The organism is Pseudomonas sp. S2_A10 (assembly GCF_054668465.1).
On sequence record NZ_CP162773.1, the window covers coordinates 5558250 to 5572953 of the forward strand.

12 protein-coding genes are annotated in these 14704 nt (G+C 59.2%); 9 read left to right on the forward strand and 3 right to left on the reverse strand.

Annotated elements, in window-relative coordinates; translation table 11 throughout:
* Positions 1-472 precede the first annotated feature (472 nt).
* Together clpA and clpS are read right to left on the reverse strand one after the other, a co-directional pair.
* On the reverse strand, positions 473-2743 hold the full coding sequence (clpA, locus tag AB4N41_RS24905) for an ATP-dependent Clp protease ATP-binding subunit ClpA (protein ID WP_016775266.1): 2271 nt from the start codon (positions 2741-2743) through the stop codon (positions 473-475).
* A 30-nt stretch (positions 2744-2773) separates the two neighbouring features.
* Entirely contained in the window at positions 2774-3157 is a 384-nt protein-coding gene (gene clpS, locus AB4N41_RS24910) for an ATP-dependent Clp protease adapter ClpS (RefSeq protein ID WP_011334948.1), read from the reverse strand.
* 224 nt (positions 3158-3381) lie between these two features.
* Here clpS and AB4N41_RS24915 point away from each other — a divergent pair, with 224 nt between their 5' ends.
* Entirely contained in the window at positions 3382-3663 is a 282-nt protein-coding gene (locus tag AB4N41_RS24915; protein WP_236168574.1) for a cold shock domain-containing protein, read from the forward strand.
* 78 nt (positions 3664-3741) lie between these two features.
* On the opposite strand, the gene icd is transcribed toward AB4N41_RS24915, so the two are convergent.
* Positions 3742-4998 (reverse strand): NADP-dependent isocitrate dehydrogenase, encoded by a 1257-nt coding sequence (icd, locus tag AB4N41_RS24920; RefSeq protein WP_056788899.1) that lies wholly within the window; start codon positions 4996-4998, stop codon positions 3742-3744.
* Between the two features lie 481 nt (positions 4999-5479).
* Here icd and AB4N41_RS24925 point away from each other — a divergent pair, with 481 nt between their 5' ends.
* From AB4N41_RS24925 to AB4N41_RS24960, 8 genes are all read left to right on the forward strand, one after another.
* Complete coding sequence (locus AB4N41_RS24925) at positions 5480-7705, forward strand: NADP-dependent isocitrate dehydrogenase (protein ID WP_460138159.1); 2226 nt, start codon at positions 5480-5482, stop codon at positions 7703-7705.
* Positions 7706-7908: 203 nt separating this feature from the next.
* Entirely contained in the window at positions 7909-8355 is a 447-nt protein-coding gene (locus AB4N41_RS24930; RefSeq protein WP_016775271.1) for an NUDIX hydrolase, read from the forward strand.
* Positions 8356-8414: 59 nt separating this feature from the next.
* The gene (gene mnmA / locus AB4N41_RS24935; RefSeq protein WP_041477077.1) at positions 8415-9539 is read left to right on the forward strand and encodes a tRNA 2-thiouridine(34) synthase MnmA; all 1125 of its coding nucleotides are present in this window, start codon (positions 8415-8417) and stop codon (positions 9537-9539) included.
* On the forward strand, positions 9536-10159 hold the full coding sequence (gene hflD / locus AB4N41_RS24940) for a high frequency lysogenization protein HflD (protein WP_039763308.1): 624 nt from the start codon (positions 9536-9538) through the stop codon (positions 10157-10159). The genes mnmA and hflD overlap by 4 nt, the downstream gene beginning before the upstream one ends.
* A gap of 125 nt (positions 10160-10284) precedes the next feature.
* Positions 10285-11655, forward strand: coding sequence for an adenylosuccinate lyase (gene purB, locus AB4N41_RS24945; RefSeq protein ID WP_003223822.1), 1371 nt, complete (start codon positions 10285-10287; stop codon positions 11653-11655).
* An 86-nt stretch (positions 11656-11741) separates the two neighbouring features.
* Positions 11742-12911, forward strand: coding sequence for a ribosomal protein uL16 3-hydroxylase (locus AB4N41_RS24950; protein ID WP_016775274.1), 1170 nt, complete (start codon positions 11742-11744; stop codon positions 12909-12911).
* Positions 12904-13329, forward strand: a complete 426-nt coding sequence (locus AB4N41_RS24955) for a GNAT family N-acetyltransferase (RefSeq protein ID WP_016775275.1) — start codon at positions 12904-12906, stop codon at positions 13327-13329. Before AB4N41_RS24950 ends, AB4N41_RS24955 begins: the two co-directional genes overlap by 8 nt.
* A 164-nt stretch (positions 13330-13493) precedes the next feature.
* Positions 13494-14255, forward strand: coding sequence for a secretin N-terminal domain-containing protein (locus AB4N41_RS24960; RefSeq protein WP_024013416.1), 762 nt, complete (start codon positions 13494-13496; stop codon positions 14253-14255).
* Positions 14256-14704 lie beyond the last annotated feature (449 nt).

Here is a 14704-nt window from a genome sequence, read left to right on the forward strand (position 1 = left end):
ACCTCAAGAAACAGGTCGGCTGTCAGGCCGCCTTCGCGAGCAGGCTCGCTCCCACAAAAGGCAAAGCAGCGCAGCTGCCCGCGGCGAAGCCGCACCACTCAACAATGAGCGTTAGCTCGAGTGCTTTTGATCTTGATCCACCGGCGACGTCGGAAGGCTGAGCGGAGGGATTGATCCGGGCTTGGGAGCGCAGCGACCGTCTGGCGCAGCCAGACACAGCGGAAGGAGGTGCAGCGAAGCAAACCGGAGCCGCTGCGCCCGGATCAGTCCCGCAGCGAAGGAACCCGAGCCTGCGAGGGCCGAACGCAGGAGCTAGCGTTTTTTGCTTACTTTTTTAGGCGCTTGTAAAAAAGTAAGTCGCCGTCAGGCGAAACCGTCAGTGGCCGCTACCGAAGCAACGGATATTCACCCAAACCCACCAAACAACGAGCAACAAAAAGGCGCCCGAAGGCGCCCTCTTGATATACGACCGTCAGGCCATCTCAGCCGTGGTTTCGAAGTCGAACGTCAACTCCCCATCCTTGATGTCGATGTGCACCACACCGCCATGCTCGGCCAGCTCGCCAAACAGAATCTCCTCCGCCAGCGGACGCTTGATCTTGTCCTGGATCAGACGCGCCATCGGACGTGCGCCCATCGCCGAGTCATAACCACCCGCCGCCAGCCAGCTGCGTGCCGCATCAGTAACCTCAAGCAACACACGCTTGTCTTCCAGCTGCGCCTGAAGCTCGGTGAGGAACTTGTCCACCACACTTTTGATGACCTCATGGCTGAGGCGACCAAACTGGATAATGGTGTCCAGACGGTTACGGAATTCCGGCGTGAAGCTCTTCTTGATCACTTCCATCGCATCGGACGAGTGGTCCTGATGGGTGAAACCGATCGAAGCCCGCGCTGCCGTCTCGGCACCGGCGTTGGTGGTCATGATCACGATCACATTGCGGAAGTCCGCCTTGCGCCCGTTGTTGTCGGTCAGCGTGCCGTGGTCCATGACCTGCAACAGCAGGTTGAAGACTTCCGGATGCGCCTTCTCGATTTCATCGAGCAGCAATACGCAATGTGGCTGCTTGGTGATCGCTTCGGTCAGCAGACCGCCCTGGTCGAAACCGACATAGCCTGGAGGGGCACCGATCAGACGCGATACGGTGTGACGCTCCATGTACTCGGACATGTCGAAACGCACCAACTCGATCCCCAGCGCCTTGGCCAGCTGTCGCGCGGCCTCGGTTTTACCGACACCGGTAGGCCCGGCAAACAGGAACGAACCGACCGGCTTGTCCGGCGATTTGAGCCCGGCACGGGACAGCTTGATCGCAGTCGACAGCGAATCGATCGCCGCGTCCTGACCAAACACCGTCAGCTTCAGGTCACGCTCCAGGTTACGCAGCAGCTCCTTGTCGGAACTGGTGACGTGCTTTGGCGGAATCCGTGCGATCTTCGCGACGATGTCCTCGACCTGTGGCACTTCGATACGCTTGACGCGCATCTCCACCGGTTGCAGACGCTGGTAGGCCCCCGCCTCGTCGATCACGTCGATGGCCTTGTCCGGCATGTGCCGGTCATTGATGTAGCGCGACGCCAGTTCGGCAGCGGCACGCAACGACTCATCGCTGTATTCGATATTGTGATGCTGCTCGAAACGCCCTTTCAGGCCACGCAGGATACCGATGGTGTCTTCCACCGACGGCTCGACGACATCGACCTTCTGGAAGCGACGCGCCAAGGCACGGTCCTTCTCGAAGATGCCGCGAAATTCCTGGAACGTGGTCGAACCGATGCAGCGAATGTCGCCAGACGACAGCAGCGGCTTGAGCAGATTGGATGCATCCATCACGCCACCGGACGCTGCGCCCGCACCGATGATGGTGTGGATCTCGTCGATGAACAGGATCGCCTGCGGACGTTTCTTCAGCTCATTGAGCAGCGCCTTGAAGCGCTTCTCGAAATCACCGCGATACTTGGTACCCGCGAGCAGAGCGCCGAGGTCGAGCGAATAAACAACCGCATTGGCCAGCAGATCCGGCACCTGATTGTCGACGATGCGCTTGGCCAGGCCTTCGGCAATCGCGGTTTTACCCACGCCTGCCTCACCCACCAGCAGCGGATTGTTCTTGCGCCGGCGCGCAAGAATCTGCGCGACACGCTCGACTTCCGACTCACGACCAACCAACGGATCAATGCGACCCTGGCGCGCGAGTTCGTTGAGGTTACTGGCATAAGCATCCAGAGGATTGCCTGAAGAAGAAGACTCACCGCCCTCGTCGTCCTGCATATCTTGTTCACCTTCAGAGTGATCGCCGTGCCCCGGTACTTTCGAAATGCCGTGGGCGATGTAGTTGACGACATCGATGCGCGCCACGCTCTGCTGTTTCAGCAGGAACACGGCCTGACTCTCTTGCTCACTGAAGATGGCGACCAGCACGTTGGCGCCGGTCACTTCGCGCTTGCCCGAGCTCTGTACGTGAAAAACAGCACGCTGCAGGACACGCTGGAAGCCCAGGGTTGGCTGGGTTTCGCGATCCTCGTCATGCACGGGGATCAATGGCGTGGTGGAGTCGATGAACTCCTGCAGATCATGCTTGAGTTTGTCGAGGTTTGCGCCGCAGGCACGCAAAACGGTGGCGGCAGCCTCATTATCCAATAGGGCCAGCAGGAGATGTTCGACGGTCATGAACTCATGACGCTTCGAACGAGCCTCCTTGAAGGCAAGATTGAGGGTGACTTCGAGCTCGCGGTTTAACATAGCTTCACCTCATACCCAAGTGGTCGGCGATTAACCGTCCTTCTCGATTTCACAGAGTAGCGGATGCTGGCTTTCCCTGGCGTACTGGTTGACCTGCATGGCCTTTGTCTCGGCGATGTCGCGGGTAAACACTCCACATACTGCCCGTCCTTCTGTATGGACGGCCAGCATGACCTTGGTCGCCAGCTCGCGATTCAGGTTAAAAAACACCTCGAGCACTTCGACGACGAAATCCATCGGTGTGTAGTCATCGTTGAACAAAACCACCTTGTACATCGGCGGCGCCTGTAACGCGGGCTTTGCTTCCTGAACAGCAACGCCTGCCGAATCGTCGTCGTGCTCCTGTGGAAGATCCTTTTGGAGAAGCGGGCGATCCTGATTGAATGTTAGTCGAATCTGGCTGATTGCATGCATGGAAAAAAAGGTTCGTCAGTTGTGCGAATACAGTGGTGGGGGCGGTTGCACACGTTTTCAACTACGACTGCCCGGTCACCTTGACTATCGGGAAAACGGTGTTACAACCAATAGAGCCCACAGTGGGTAAAAAAGATCCGCGGAGTCAATTCTTTTATCGAATTCGATTGCGGATGTCGTGGATGATACTCCAGCGATGGAGTCTGTTGCAGAGGGATTTGAGCATGGCTGTCGGCAAGGTGAAATGGTTCAACAATGCCAAGGGATTCGGCTTTATCAATACCGATGCCCGGGAAGGTCGCGATGAGGATGGCAAGGACATTGACTTCTTTGCCCACTACTCGGCCATTGAAATGGATGGGTACAAGACCCTGAAAGCGGGTCAGGCGGTGAACTTCGAGATCGTTCAAGGCCCTAAAGGGCTGCATGCCGTGAAGATAACTTCGGTCGAAGTCGCTTCGGCGCCGAGCGCGATTGCCACGGAAAAACAAACGGCAACCAGTTGAAGCCTCAAAACATTCGGTCATAAAAAAACCGCCTGACTCAACCCATCGAGTCAGGCGGTTTTTGCGTGCCTGCAACTTTTACATATGCGAAATCAGCGCATCTCCGAACCCGGAGGACGAAACCAGCTTCGCGCCATCCATCAAACGCTCGAAATCATAAGTAACAGTCTTCGCGCCGATCGCACCGTTGGTGCCCTTGATGATCAGGTCCGCCGCTTCAGTCCAGCCCATGTGACGCAACATCATCTCGGCCGAGAGAATCAGCGAGCCCGGGTTGACCTGATCCTTGCCGGCGTATTTCGGTGCGGTACCGTGGGTCGCCTCGAACATCGCTACGGTGTCGGACAGGTTGGCACCCGGCGCGATGCCGATACCGCCCACTTCCGCCGCCAGGGCGTCAGACAGGTAGTCACCGTTGAGGTTAAGCGTTGCGATGACATCGTATTCGGCCGGGCGCAGCAGGATCTGCTGGAGCATGGCATCGGCGATGGCGTCCTTGACCACAACGTTCTTGCCGGTTTTCGGGTTCTTGAACTGCATCCACGGACCGCCATCGAGCAGCGTCGCACCGAATTCTTCGGCCGCCACTTCGTAGGCCCACTCCTTGAAGGCACCTTCGGTGAACTTCATGATGTTGCCTTTGTGCACGATGGTCAGCGAGTCGCGGTCATTGTCGACCACGTATTGCAGAGCCTTGCGCGCCAGACGCCTGGTGCCTTCGCGGGAGACCGGCTTGACGCCGATGCCGCAGTTTTCGTCGAAACGGATCTTGGTGACGCCCATTTCTTCTTTAAGGAATTTGATGACCTTGGTGGCTTCCGGCGAACCGGCCTTCCATTCGATACCGGCGTAAATGTCTTCGGAGTTCTCGCGAAAGATGGTCATGTCGACATCGCCGGGCTTTTTCACCGGGCTTGGCACGCCTTCGAACCAGCGCACCGGGCGCAGACAGACGTACAGGTCGAGCTGCTGACGCAGGGCCACGTTCAGCGAGCGGATGCCGCCACCGACCGGAGTGGTCAGCGGGCCTTTGATCGAAACCACGTAATCCTTGACCGCGTCGAGGGTTTCCTGCGGCAGCCAGGTGTCCTGGTCATAAACCTGAGTGGCCTTTTCGCCGGCGTAGACTTCCATCCAGGAAATCTTGCGCTTGCCGCCGTAGGCCTTTTCAACAGCAGCATCGACAACCTTGATCATCACCGGACTGATGTCGACACCAATACCGTCACCTTCGATGAAGGGGATGATCGGGTTATCAGGAACATTGAGAGAATGGTCTGCATTGACGGTGATTTTGTCGCCGACGGCTGGAACCTGAATCTTCTTGTAACCCATGCTGAACTCCATTGTTTGGATTGAACACCTGGCTTGCTTCGAGCGTAACCCAGTTGAATCAACACGCAAACCCTATGTTCCTGCGCCGCGCACATCTCGTTTCCTACAAGCCTGAAAGCAAAGGGAAAAGCGCCAAACTCCAGCATTCGTAACGAGTCTTTGCCCGGTCGCGCCCTGCGACCTTTAGACCAATGGACGAGAATCGTTGCATATGAACCATCGGCAGATTGCCAGCTACCTATGTATAATGCCGCCCGCTGACCACAGGGTCACGACGGCTGGCCTCTCTAGCACGAGACTTTCCGCCTGATTGGTCGGGTTGTTACCGCAGCCTGACTGCTTGACGCTCTACTGATGCACCCAACATCACCGCGAAGAATCTCGACATTCGGTTCATGGATGACTTTGAACGAACGCGCTTACCCGGCGCCCCTCGAGTTTCTGCGCACGCTTTAGCAAAGAAGAGAGAGTTAATCCGAATATGCCCACCCGCTCGAAGATCATCTATACCTTCACCGACGAAGCTCCTGCCCTCGCCACCTATTCCCTGCTGCCGATCATCGAGGCTTACACCGCCTCGGCCGATATCGCCGTGGAAACCCGCGATATCTCTCTTGCAGCGCGCATCCTGGCAAGCTTCCCCGAGCAACTGGGCGACAAAGCCGTAGCCGACCACCTCGCCGAACTGGGCGACCTGGCCGTTACGCCTGAAGCCAACATCATCAAGCTGCCGAACATCAGTGCTTCGGTGCCACAGCTGCAAGCCGCGATCAAAGAGCTGCAGGCGCAGGGCTACAACCTGCCGGACTACCCGGAAACCGTGACCAGCGACGCCGACAAAGACGCCAAGGCGCGTTACGACAAGGTAAAGGGCAGCGCCGTGAACCCGGTTCTGCGTGAAGGCAACTCCGACCGCCGCGCTCCGCTGTCGGTGAAGAACTATGCGCGCAAGCACCCGCACAAAATGGGCGCCTGGGCCAAGGACTCCAAGTCCCACGTCGCTCACATGAGCACCGGCGATTTCTACGGCAGCGAAAAAGCTGTCCTGATCGACGCCGCTGACGCCGTGAAGATCGAACTGGTCGCCAAGGACGGTGCCGCTACCGTTCTGAAAGAAAAGACCACCGTTCAGGCTGGCGAGATCCTCGACTGCGCCGTGATGAGCAAAAACGCCCTGCGTGCGTTCATCGCTGCCGAGATCGAAAACGCCAAGGCCCAGGGCGTACTGCTCTCGGTTCACCTGAAAGCGACCATGATGAAGGTCTCGGACCCGATCATGTTCGGCCAGATCGTTGCCGAGTTCTATAAAGACGCACTGACCAAGCACGCTGACGTGCTGAACCAGATCGGCTTCAATCTGAACAACGGCATCGGCGATCTGTACGCGCGCATCAAGGCCCTGCCGGCCGAGCAGCAAGCGCAGATCGAAGCCGATATCGCAGCGGTCTACGCCGATCGTCCTTCGCTGGCGATGGTCAACTCCGACAAAGGCATCACCAACCTGCACGTGCCGAGCGACGTCATCGTCGACGCCTCGATGCCAGCGATGATCCGTGACTCCGGCAAGATGTGGGGCACCGACGGTCAGCTGCACGACACCAAGGCTGTGATCCCGGATCGTTGCTACGCGACCATCTACCAGGCTGTGATCGAAGATTGCAAAGCCAACGGCGCTTTCGACCCGACCACCATGGGCAGCGTGCCGAACGTCGGTTTGATGGCGAAGAAAGCCGAAGAGTACGGCTCGCACGACAAGACCTTCCAGATCAAGGCTGACGGCGTTGTTCGCGTCACCGACAGCAAGGGCAAGCTGCTGATGGAACAGGCTGTCGAAGCCGGCGACATCTTCCGCATGTGCCAGACCAAAGACGCGCCGATCCAGGACTGGGTCAAACTGGCCGTCAACCGTGCTCGCGCGAGCAGCACGCCGGCGATCTTCTGGCTCGACCCGATGCGCGCTCACGATGGCGTGGTGATCGAGAAGGTTCAGGCCTACCTGAAGGACCACGACACCAGCGGTCTGGACATCCAGATCATGGCGCCGGTCGACGCGATGAAGTACACCCTGCAGCGCACCCGCGAAGGCAAGGACACCATTTCGGTGACCGGCAACGTACTGCGCGACTATCTGACCGACCTGTTCCCGATCATGGAACTGGGCACCAGCGCCAAGATGCTGTCGATCGTGCCGCTGATGAACGGCGGCGGCCTGTTCGAAACCGGCGCCGGCGGTTCGGCGCCGAAGCACGTGCAGCAACTGGTTGAAGAAAACTTCCTGCGCTGGGATTCGCTGGGTGAGTTCCTTGCCCTCGCCGCTTCCCTTGAGCACCTGGGCGTGAACTACAACAACCCGAAAGCACTGGTGCTGTCGAAAACCCTGGACCAGGCCACCGGCCAGTTCCTCGACAACAACAAGTCGCCATCGCGCAAGGTCGGCAACATCGATAACCGCGGCAGCCACTTCTACCTGGCGATGTACTGGGCTCAGGCCCTGGCTGCCCAGACCGAAGACGCTGCACTGCAAGCGCAGTTCGCGACTCTGGCCAAAACCCTGACCGAGAACGAGGCAACCATCGTTGCCGAGCTCAACGCCGTTCAGGGCAAGCCAGTCGACATCGGCGGTTACTACCACGCCGACGCCGAGCTGATCAGCAAGGCGATGCGTCCAAGCGCAACCTTCAACGCGGCGATTGCTGCGCTGGTTTAAGGTTGTAATGCGGTGAACAGACCCCGGCCTTGTGCCGGGGTTTGTGTTTCCGGGTTTTGTGATCACCACAAAACTTTGTGGGAGCTGGCTTGCCAGCGATGGCGGTTTATCATCCAGCATGGATGGTGACTGAACCACCGCTATCGCTGGCAAGCCAGCTCCCACAGGGATTGGGGTTTAACCAATAGATTGAGGAAGGTTTTATGGAATGGCTCCCCCACATCACCGTCGCCACCATCGTCGAGGACAACGGTCGCTTCCTGATGGTCGAAGAGCACAAAGGTGGGCGTAATGTGCTCAACCAGCCCGCCGGCCATCTCGATCCGGATGAAACCCTGATCGATGCGGCCATTCGCGAAACCCTCGAAGAAACCGGCTGGGACGTCGAACCGACAGGCGTGATCGGCATTTATCTGTACACCGCACCGAGCAACGGCGTGACTTACCAGCGCATATGCTTCAGCGCCAAAGCCGTGCAGCATCACCCGGATTACCAGCTTGACGACGGCATCGTCGGCGCCAAGTGGCTGACCCGCGACGAATTAATCGCCCAGCGCGATAACTGGCGCAGTGAACTGATCATCCGTTGCATCGACGATTATCTGGCCGGTCATCACTTCAGCCTCGAACTGATCCGCCCTTCTCTTTAGCCTTGCGGCCGCGAGCCTGATAGAATCGCGCCCTTTTCCAAGACACTCATTGAATCCCTATGCGTGATCCAGCCCCTTCTGACACATCCAAGAAGCGCGTCATTGTCGGCATGTCCGGCGGCGTGGACTCTTCCGTTTCCGCCCTTCTGCTGATCGAGCAGGGTTACGAAGTGGAAGGCCTGTTCATGAAGAACTGGGAAGAAGACGACGGAACGGAATACTGCACCGCCATGGACGACCTGGCGGATGCTCAGGCTGTCTGCGACAAGATCGGCATCAAGCTGCACACCGCCAACTTTGCCGCCGAGTACTGGGACAACGTGTTCGAGCACTTCCTCGCCGAATACAAGGCCGGGCGCACGCCGAACCCGGACATCCTGTGCAACCGCGAGATCAAGTTCAAAGCGTTCCTCGACTACGCGATGATGCTCGGCGCCGACCTGATCGCCACCGGCCACTACGTGCGCCGCCGTGATATCGATGGTCGCACCGAACTGCTCAAAGGCCTCGATCCGAACAAGGATCAGAGCTATTTCCTGCACGCCGTCGGCGGCGAACAGATCGCCAAGACCCTGTTCCCGGTCGGCGAACTGGAAAAGCCTGAAGTGCGCGCGATTGCCGAGAAATACGAACTGGCCACCGCCAAAAAGAAGGATTCCACCGGAATCTGCTTCATCGGCGAGCGCCGTTTCAGCGATTTCCTCAAGCAATACCTGCCGGCACAACCGGGCGAGATCAAGACCACCGAAGGCGAAGTCATCGGCCGTCACCACGGCTTGATGTACCACACCATCGGCCAGCGTCAGGGCCTCGGCATCGGCGGCTTGAAGGATGCCGGTGACGAGCCGTGGTACGTGCTGCGCAAGGATCTGCAGAGCAACGAGCTGATCGTCGGCCAGGGCAACAACCATCCGTGGCTGTTCTCCAGCGCCCTGCTCGCTTCGGAAATTTACTGGGTCAACCCGATCGACCTGAGCCAGCCGCTGCGCCTGACGGCGAAAGTGCGCTATCGCCAGAGCGATCAGGCCTGCACCCTGGAAAAAACCGCCAGCGGTTATCGCGCCGTGTTCGACGAACCGCAACGCGCGGTGACGCCGGGCCAATCGGTGGTGTTCTATGACGGTGAAATCTGCTTGGGTGGCGGCGTGATCGAAGTGGCCGAGCCGTGGAGCGGCCAGGCATGAGCCCGACTCAGGAGCAACTGACAGCGCTGGGCGGTGTGTTTCTCGCCGCCGTGCTGGTCGATCGCATCGCCAAGACCGGCCAGACCAACGAGGCCGGCCTGAGTTGCATGCTCGGCAGCCTGCTGGTCCGCGACCCGAAAGATACGCTGGACGTGTACGGCGGCGACGACATCAATCTGCGCGAGGGTTATCGCGCGCTGATTGGCGCCCTTGAGCGCGATCCGAGCACCTTGCAGCGCGAGCCGTTGCGCTACGCCCTGTCGATGCTCGGTCTGGAGCGGCAACTGGCCAAGCGTGACGACATGCTTGAGACGATTGCCAAACGCCTGCCGCAGATCCAGTCGCAGGTGGAGCATTTTGGCCCGGCCCACGAAAACGTCGTGGCCGCTTGCGGTGCGTTGTACCAGGACACTTTGAGCACTCTGCGCCAGCGCATTCAGGTGCACGGCGACATGCGCAACCTGCAACAGCCGAGCAATGCCTCGAAGATCCGCGCCCTGCTCCTCGCCGGTATCCGCTCGGCGCGCCTGTGGCGTCAGCTCGGTGGTCATCGCTGGCAGTTGGTGATCAGCCGCCGCAAGTTGCTTAAAGAGCTTTATCCGTTGATGCGCAGCGAGTAAACGCCGCGTCACGAAGCTTTGTAGTCTGTAACGCGTAATACGCCGGTCAGTTGGCGACGGACCGGCGGATTTTTTCATGTATGATACGCGCCCCATTTCGTTGCCCGACTGTCCGAGAACACCCCATGCAGCTCTCTTCGCTCACTGCGGTTTCCCCTGTTGACGGCCGCTACGCCGGCAAAACCCAGGCCCTGCGCCCGATTTTCAGCGAGTACGGCCTGATCCGTGCCCGCGTTCTGGTTGAAGTGCGCTGGCTTCAGCGCCTGGCCGCCCACGCTGGCATCCCTGAAGTGCCAGCCTTCTCCGCCGAGGCCAACGCCGTTCTCAATGAACTGGCTGAAAACTTCTCGCTGGAGCACGCCGAGCGCGTCAAAGAGATCGAGCGCACCACCAACCACGACGTCAAAGCGATCGAATACCTGCTCAAAGAGCAGGCGGCCAAGCTGCCGGAGCTGGCCAAGGTCAGCGAATTCATCCACTTTGCCTGCACCAGCGAAGACATCAACAACCTGTCCCACGCCCTGATGCTACGCGAAGGCCGTGACGACGTGATGCTGCCTCTGATGCGCCAGACCGCCAACGCTATCCGCGAACTGGCGATCCGTTTCGCCGACGTGCCGATGCTGTCGCGCACCCACGGCCAGCCGGCTTCGCCGACTACTCTGGGTAAAGAACTGGCCAACGTGGTTTACCGTCTCGAGCGTCAGATCGCTCAGGTCGCTGCCGTGCCGCTGCTGGGCAAGATCAACGGCGCCGTCGGCAACTACAACGCGCACCTGTCGGCCTACCCGCAGATCGACTGGGAAGCCAACGCCCGCGCCTTCATCGAAGACGAGCTGGGCCTGGGCTTCAACCCGTACACCACGCAGATCGAACCGCACGACTACATCGCCGAGCTGTTCGACGCTATCGCACGCTTCAACACCATCCTGATCGACTTCGACCGCGACATCTGGGGCTATATCTCCTTGGGTTATTTCAAGCAGCGCACCATCGCTGGTGAAATCGGTTCGTCGACCATGCCGCACAAGGTCAACCCGATCGACTTCGAAAACTCCGAAGGCAACCTGGGTATCGCCAACGCATTGTTCCAGCACCTGGCGAGCAAGCTGCCGATCTCCCGCTGGCAGCGCGACCTGACCGACTCCACCGTCCTGCGCAACCTCGGTGTCGGCTTCGCCCACAGCGTGATCGCTTACGAAGCCAGCCTCAAAGGCATCAGCAAACTCGAGCTCAACGAGCAGAAGATTGCCGCTGACCTCGATGCTTGCTGGGAAGTATTGGCCGAGCCGATCCAGACCGTGATGCGTCGCTACAACATCGAAAACCCGTACGAAAAGCTGAAAGAACTGACCCGTGGCAAGGGCATCAGCCCTGAAGCGTTGCAGACTTTCATCGATGGCCTGGACATGCCAGCCGAAGCCAAAGCCGAGCTCAAGCAACTGACGCCGGCCAACTACATCGGCAACGCAGTGGCACAAGCCAAACGCATCTGATCGACCGTTTGCTCCGTTTGAGACGCCCGGCCGCGCCGGGCGTTTTTATTCCCGTCTGAAAAGTGCTTTTTTTCAATAGGTTACATATGAATTCCGATATTCCTCTTCAACTTCTGGGCGGCCTCACAGCACGCGAATTCCTGCGTGACTACTGGCAGAAAAAACCGCTGCTGATCCGTCAGGCGATTCCTGACTTCGAAAGCCCGATCGACGCCGACGAACTGGCCGGCCTGGCCCTGGAAGAAGAAGTCGAATCGCGCCTGGTGATCGAACATGGCGAGCGTCCATGGGAACTGCGTCGCGGCCCGTTCGCCGAAGACGAGTTCAGCAAATTGCCAGAAAAAGAGTGGACCCTGCTGGTGCAAGCGGTTGATCAGTTCGTGCCGGAAGTCAGCGAACTGCTGGAAAACTTCCGCTTCCTGCCGAGCTGGCGCGTCGATGACGTGATGATCAGCTTTGCCGCACCGGGTGGCAGCGTCGGCCCGCATTTCGACAACTACGATGTGTTCCTGCTGCAGGGCCATGGCAAGCGCAACTGGAAAATCGGCCAGATGTGCGATTCCGAGAGCCCGCTCCTGCAGCACGCTGACCTGCGCATCCTCGCTGAATTCCACGAGACCGAAGAATGGGTGCTGGAGCCAGGCGACATGCTCTACCTGCCGCCGCGTCTGGCCCATTGCGGCGTTGCGGTCGACAATTGCATGACCTACTCGGTCGGCTTCCGTGCGCCGAGCGCTGCTGAAGTGCTGACCCACTTCACCGACTTCCTCAGCCAGTTCCTGACCGACGAAGAGCGCTACACCGATGCCGACGCCAAGCCGGCAGTCGATCCGCACCAGATTCAACACGATGCACTGGATCGCCTGAAAAGCCTGCTCGCCGAACACATGAGCGATGAGCGCCTGCTGCTGACCTGGTTCGGCCAGTACATGACCGAGCCGCGCTACCCGGAACTGGTGGTCGGCCCGGAAGACGTCGAAGAAGAGGACTTCCTCGCCGCCCTGCAGGATGGCGCCGTGCTGATCCGCAACCCGAGCGCGCGCCTGGCCTGGTCGGAAGTCGATGACGATCTGCTGCTGTTCGCCAGTGGCCAGAGCCGTTACCTGCCGGGCAAGCTGCGCGAACTGCTGAAGCTGATCTGCGCGGCTGACGCCCTGCACGCCGACAACCTAGGCGAGTGGCTGAGCGACGAAGACGGCCGCAGCCTGCTCTGCGAACTGGTCAAGCAAGGAAGCCTGGGGTTCGCCGATGAATAAAATTCGCGTTCGTGTCGCAGACTGGCAGAAGGATATCGCCGAGATCCGGCGCATTCGTGAAACGGTGTTCATCGCCGAACAATCGGTGCCACCCGAGCTTGAGTGGGACGCCGATGACGCGACCGCCGTGCATTTTCTGGCGTTCGAAGGCGACTTCCCGATCGGCACTGCGCGGCTGTTGCCCGACGGCCACATCGGCCGGGTTTCGGTACTCAAAGACTGGCGCGGAATGAAGGTCGGCGACGCGCTGATGCAAGCGGTCATCGCCGAAGCCGAAGCGCGCGGACTGAAGCAACAGAAGCTCAGCGCTCAGGTGCAAGCCACGGCGTTCTACGAGCGTTTGGGTTTCAGCCTGGTCAGCGAGGAGTTTCTTGAGGCCGGGATTCCGCATGTCGACATGGTTCGGCATTCGGCCTGATGCCGAAACCTCTAGATCCCCTCACCACAAAAGGCCGCCAGCGCACCACAAAACGCCCCGCCATTTTCGGATGCCGGGGCGTTTTGCTGTCTACGATTCAACTTGCCCCACCCCGGGCCGACAAACTGGCAATATCAAGCCTTTCGAACGCGGAGATAACGGACATGTCCCTACGCACCCTGCTCACCACCCTGCTGCTCGGCTGCAGTTTTTCGGTGCTGGCAGCCACAGAAATCGTCCCCCTCAAATACCACACCAGCGCTGATATGTTGCCAGTGGCGCAGGATTTCATCGGCCAGGACGGCCAGGTCAGCGCTTACGGCAATCAGCTGATCGTCAAAGCCGAGCCGGGCAAGATACAGGAACTGAAAGATCTGCTGGCGCAACTCGATACCGCACCGAAGCGCTTGCTGATCACCGTCGACACCAACGAAAACAATGGCCGCGGCGACGAAGGTTATTCGGTCAACGGCGCCCAGCCGAACCAGACCCGGATCATCAGCCGCAGCACCACCAGCCGCAACGGCGGCGTTCAGCAAGTGCAGACCAGTGAAGGCACTCCGGCGCTGATTCAGGTTGGCCAAAGCGTGCCGATCACCAACACCCAGAGCGATTCCTACGGCGGTTACAGCAGCGAGACCCAATACCGCAACGTCACCCAGGGTTTCTACGTCACCGCCAGCGTCACCGGCGAGACCGTTCATCTGGCGATCAGTACCAACCGTGACCGCATGAGCCAGGAACGTCCCGATGTAGTGAACGTGCAAAGCACCGACACAACCGTCACCGGACGCCTCGGCGAATGGATCACCCTGGCGGGCGTCAACAGCCAGACTCAGGCCGACAAACAGGGGCTGACCCGCAGCTACTCGACTCAAGGCCGGGATGACATGACCTTGCGGGTGAAAGTCGACACACTGGACTAAAGCACCGAAAACTGACTGATTAGTCGTATTAGACGAAAGATGTAGTGCCTTAAAAAAAGCACTACAAAACGTTTGACGAGGCCAAAAAGCGAAGGCATGATGGCCTCGCTCCCGCTAATCAGAGGCCCTGGCAAGGGCCTTCGAAGCGCCTTTCGCACCTATCCCGCGAACCGTTTCGTGTCTGTACCGCCCACAAGGTGTGTTTGACGAGGTTGCCGACTGGAACGAAGTTGTCCCGAGGGACGGAAGCGTATTTAGGTAACCCGGCTTCACGCTGCAGACCGTATAAAGGCCCACGACGCCGGAATGCGCCCGCACCGCGCCACTACCTGCTCACTTCCCCTCGAGCCCATCGTTCATCCCGTCGCCTACCCCGCCGAATCCGACTTGACCACCTAAGCTTCTGGTCAGCGAGCGCAGGAATTTTCCACCGCAGAACAACTTTTCAT

Excerpts from the sequence above, each read along its gene's own strand:
- clpA (WP_016775266.1), bottom strand. The coding sequence starts at position 2,743 with ATGTTAAACCGCGAGCTCGAAGTCACCCTCAATCTTGCCTTCAAGGAG.
- clpS (WP_011334948.1), bottom strand. The coding sequence starts at position 3,157 with ATGCATGCAATCAGCCAGATTCGACTAACATTCAATCAGGATCGCCCG.
- purB (WP_003223822.1), top strand. The coding sequence starts at position 10,285 with ATGCAGCTCTCTTCGCTCACTGCGGTTTCCCCTGTTGACGGCCGCTAC.
- AB4N41_RS24915 (WP_236168574.1), top strand. The coding sequence starts at position 3,382 with ATGGCTGTCGGCAAGGTGAAATGGTTCAACAATGCCAAGGGATTCGGC.
- AB4N41_RS24925 (WP_460138159.1), top strand. The coding sequence starts at position 5,480 with ATGCCCACCCGCTCGAAGATCATCTATACCTTCACCGACGAAGCTCCT.
- AB4N41_RS24950 (WP_016775274.1), top strand. The coding sequence starts at position 11,742 with ATGAATTCCGATATTCCTCTTCAACTTCTGGGCGGCCTCACAGCACGC.
- AB4N41_RS24930 (WP_016775271.1), top strand. The coding sequence starts at position 7,909 with ATGGAATGGCTCCCCCACATCACCGTCGCCACCATCGTCGAGGACAAC.
- icd (WP_056788899.1), bottom strand. The coding sequence starts at position 4,998 with ATGGGTTACAAGAAGATTCAGGTTCCAGCCGTCGGCGACAAAATCACC.
- AB4N41_RS24955 (WP_016775275.1), top strand. The coding sequence starts at position 12,904 with ATGAATAAAATTCGCGTTCGTGTCGCAGACTGGCAGAAGGATATCGCC.
- hflD (WP_039763308.1), top strand. The coding sequence starts at position 9,536 with ATGAGCCCGACTCAGGAGCAACTGACAGCGCTGGGCGGTGTGTTTCTC.
- AB4N41_RS24960 (WP_024013416.1), top strand. The coding sequence starts at position 13,494 with ATGTCCCTACGCACCCTGCTCACCACCCTGCTGCTCGGCTGCAGTTTT.
- mnmA (WP_041477077.1), top strand. The coding sequence starts at position 8,415 with ATGCGTGATCCAGCCCCTTCTGACACATCCAAGAAGCGCGTCATTGTC.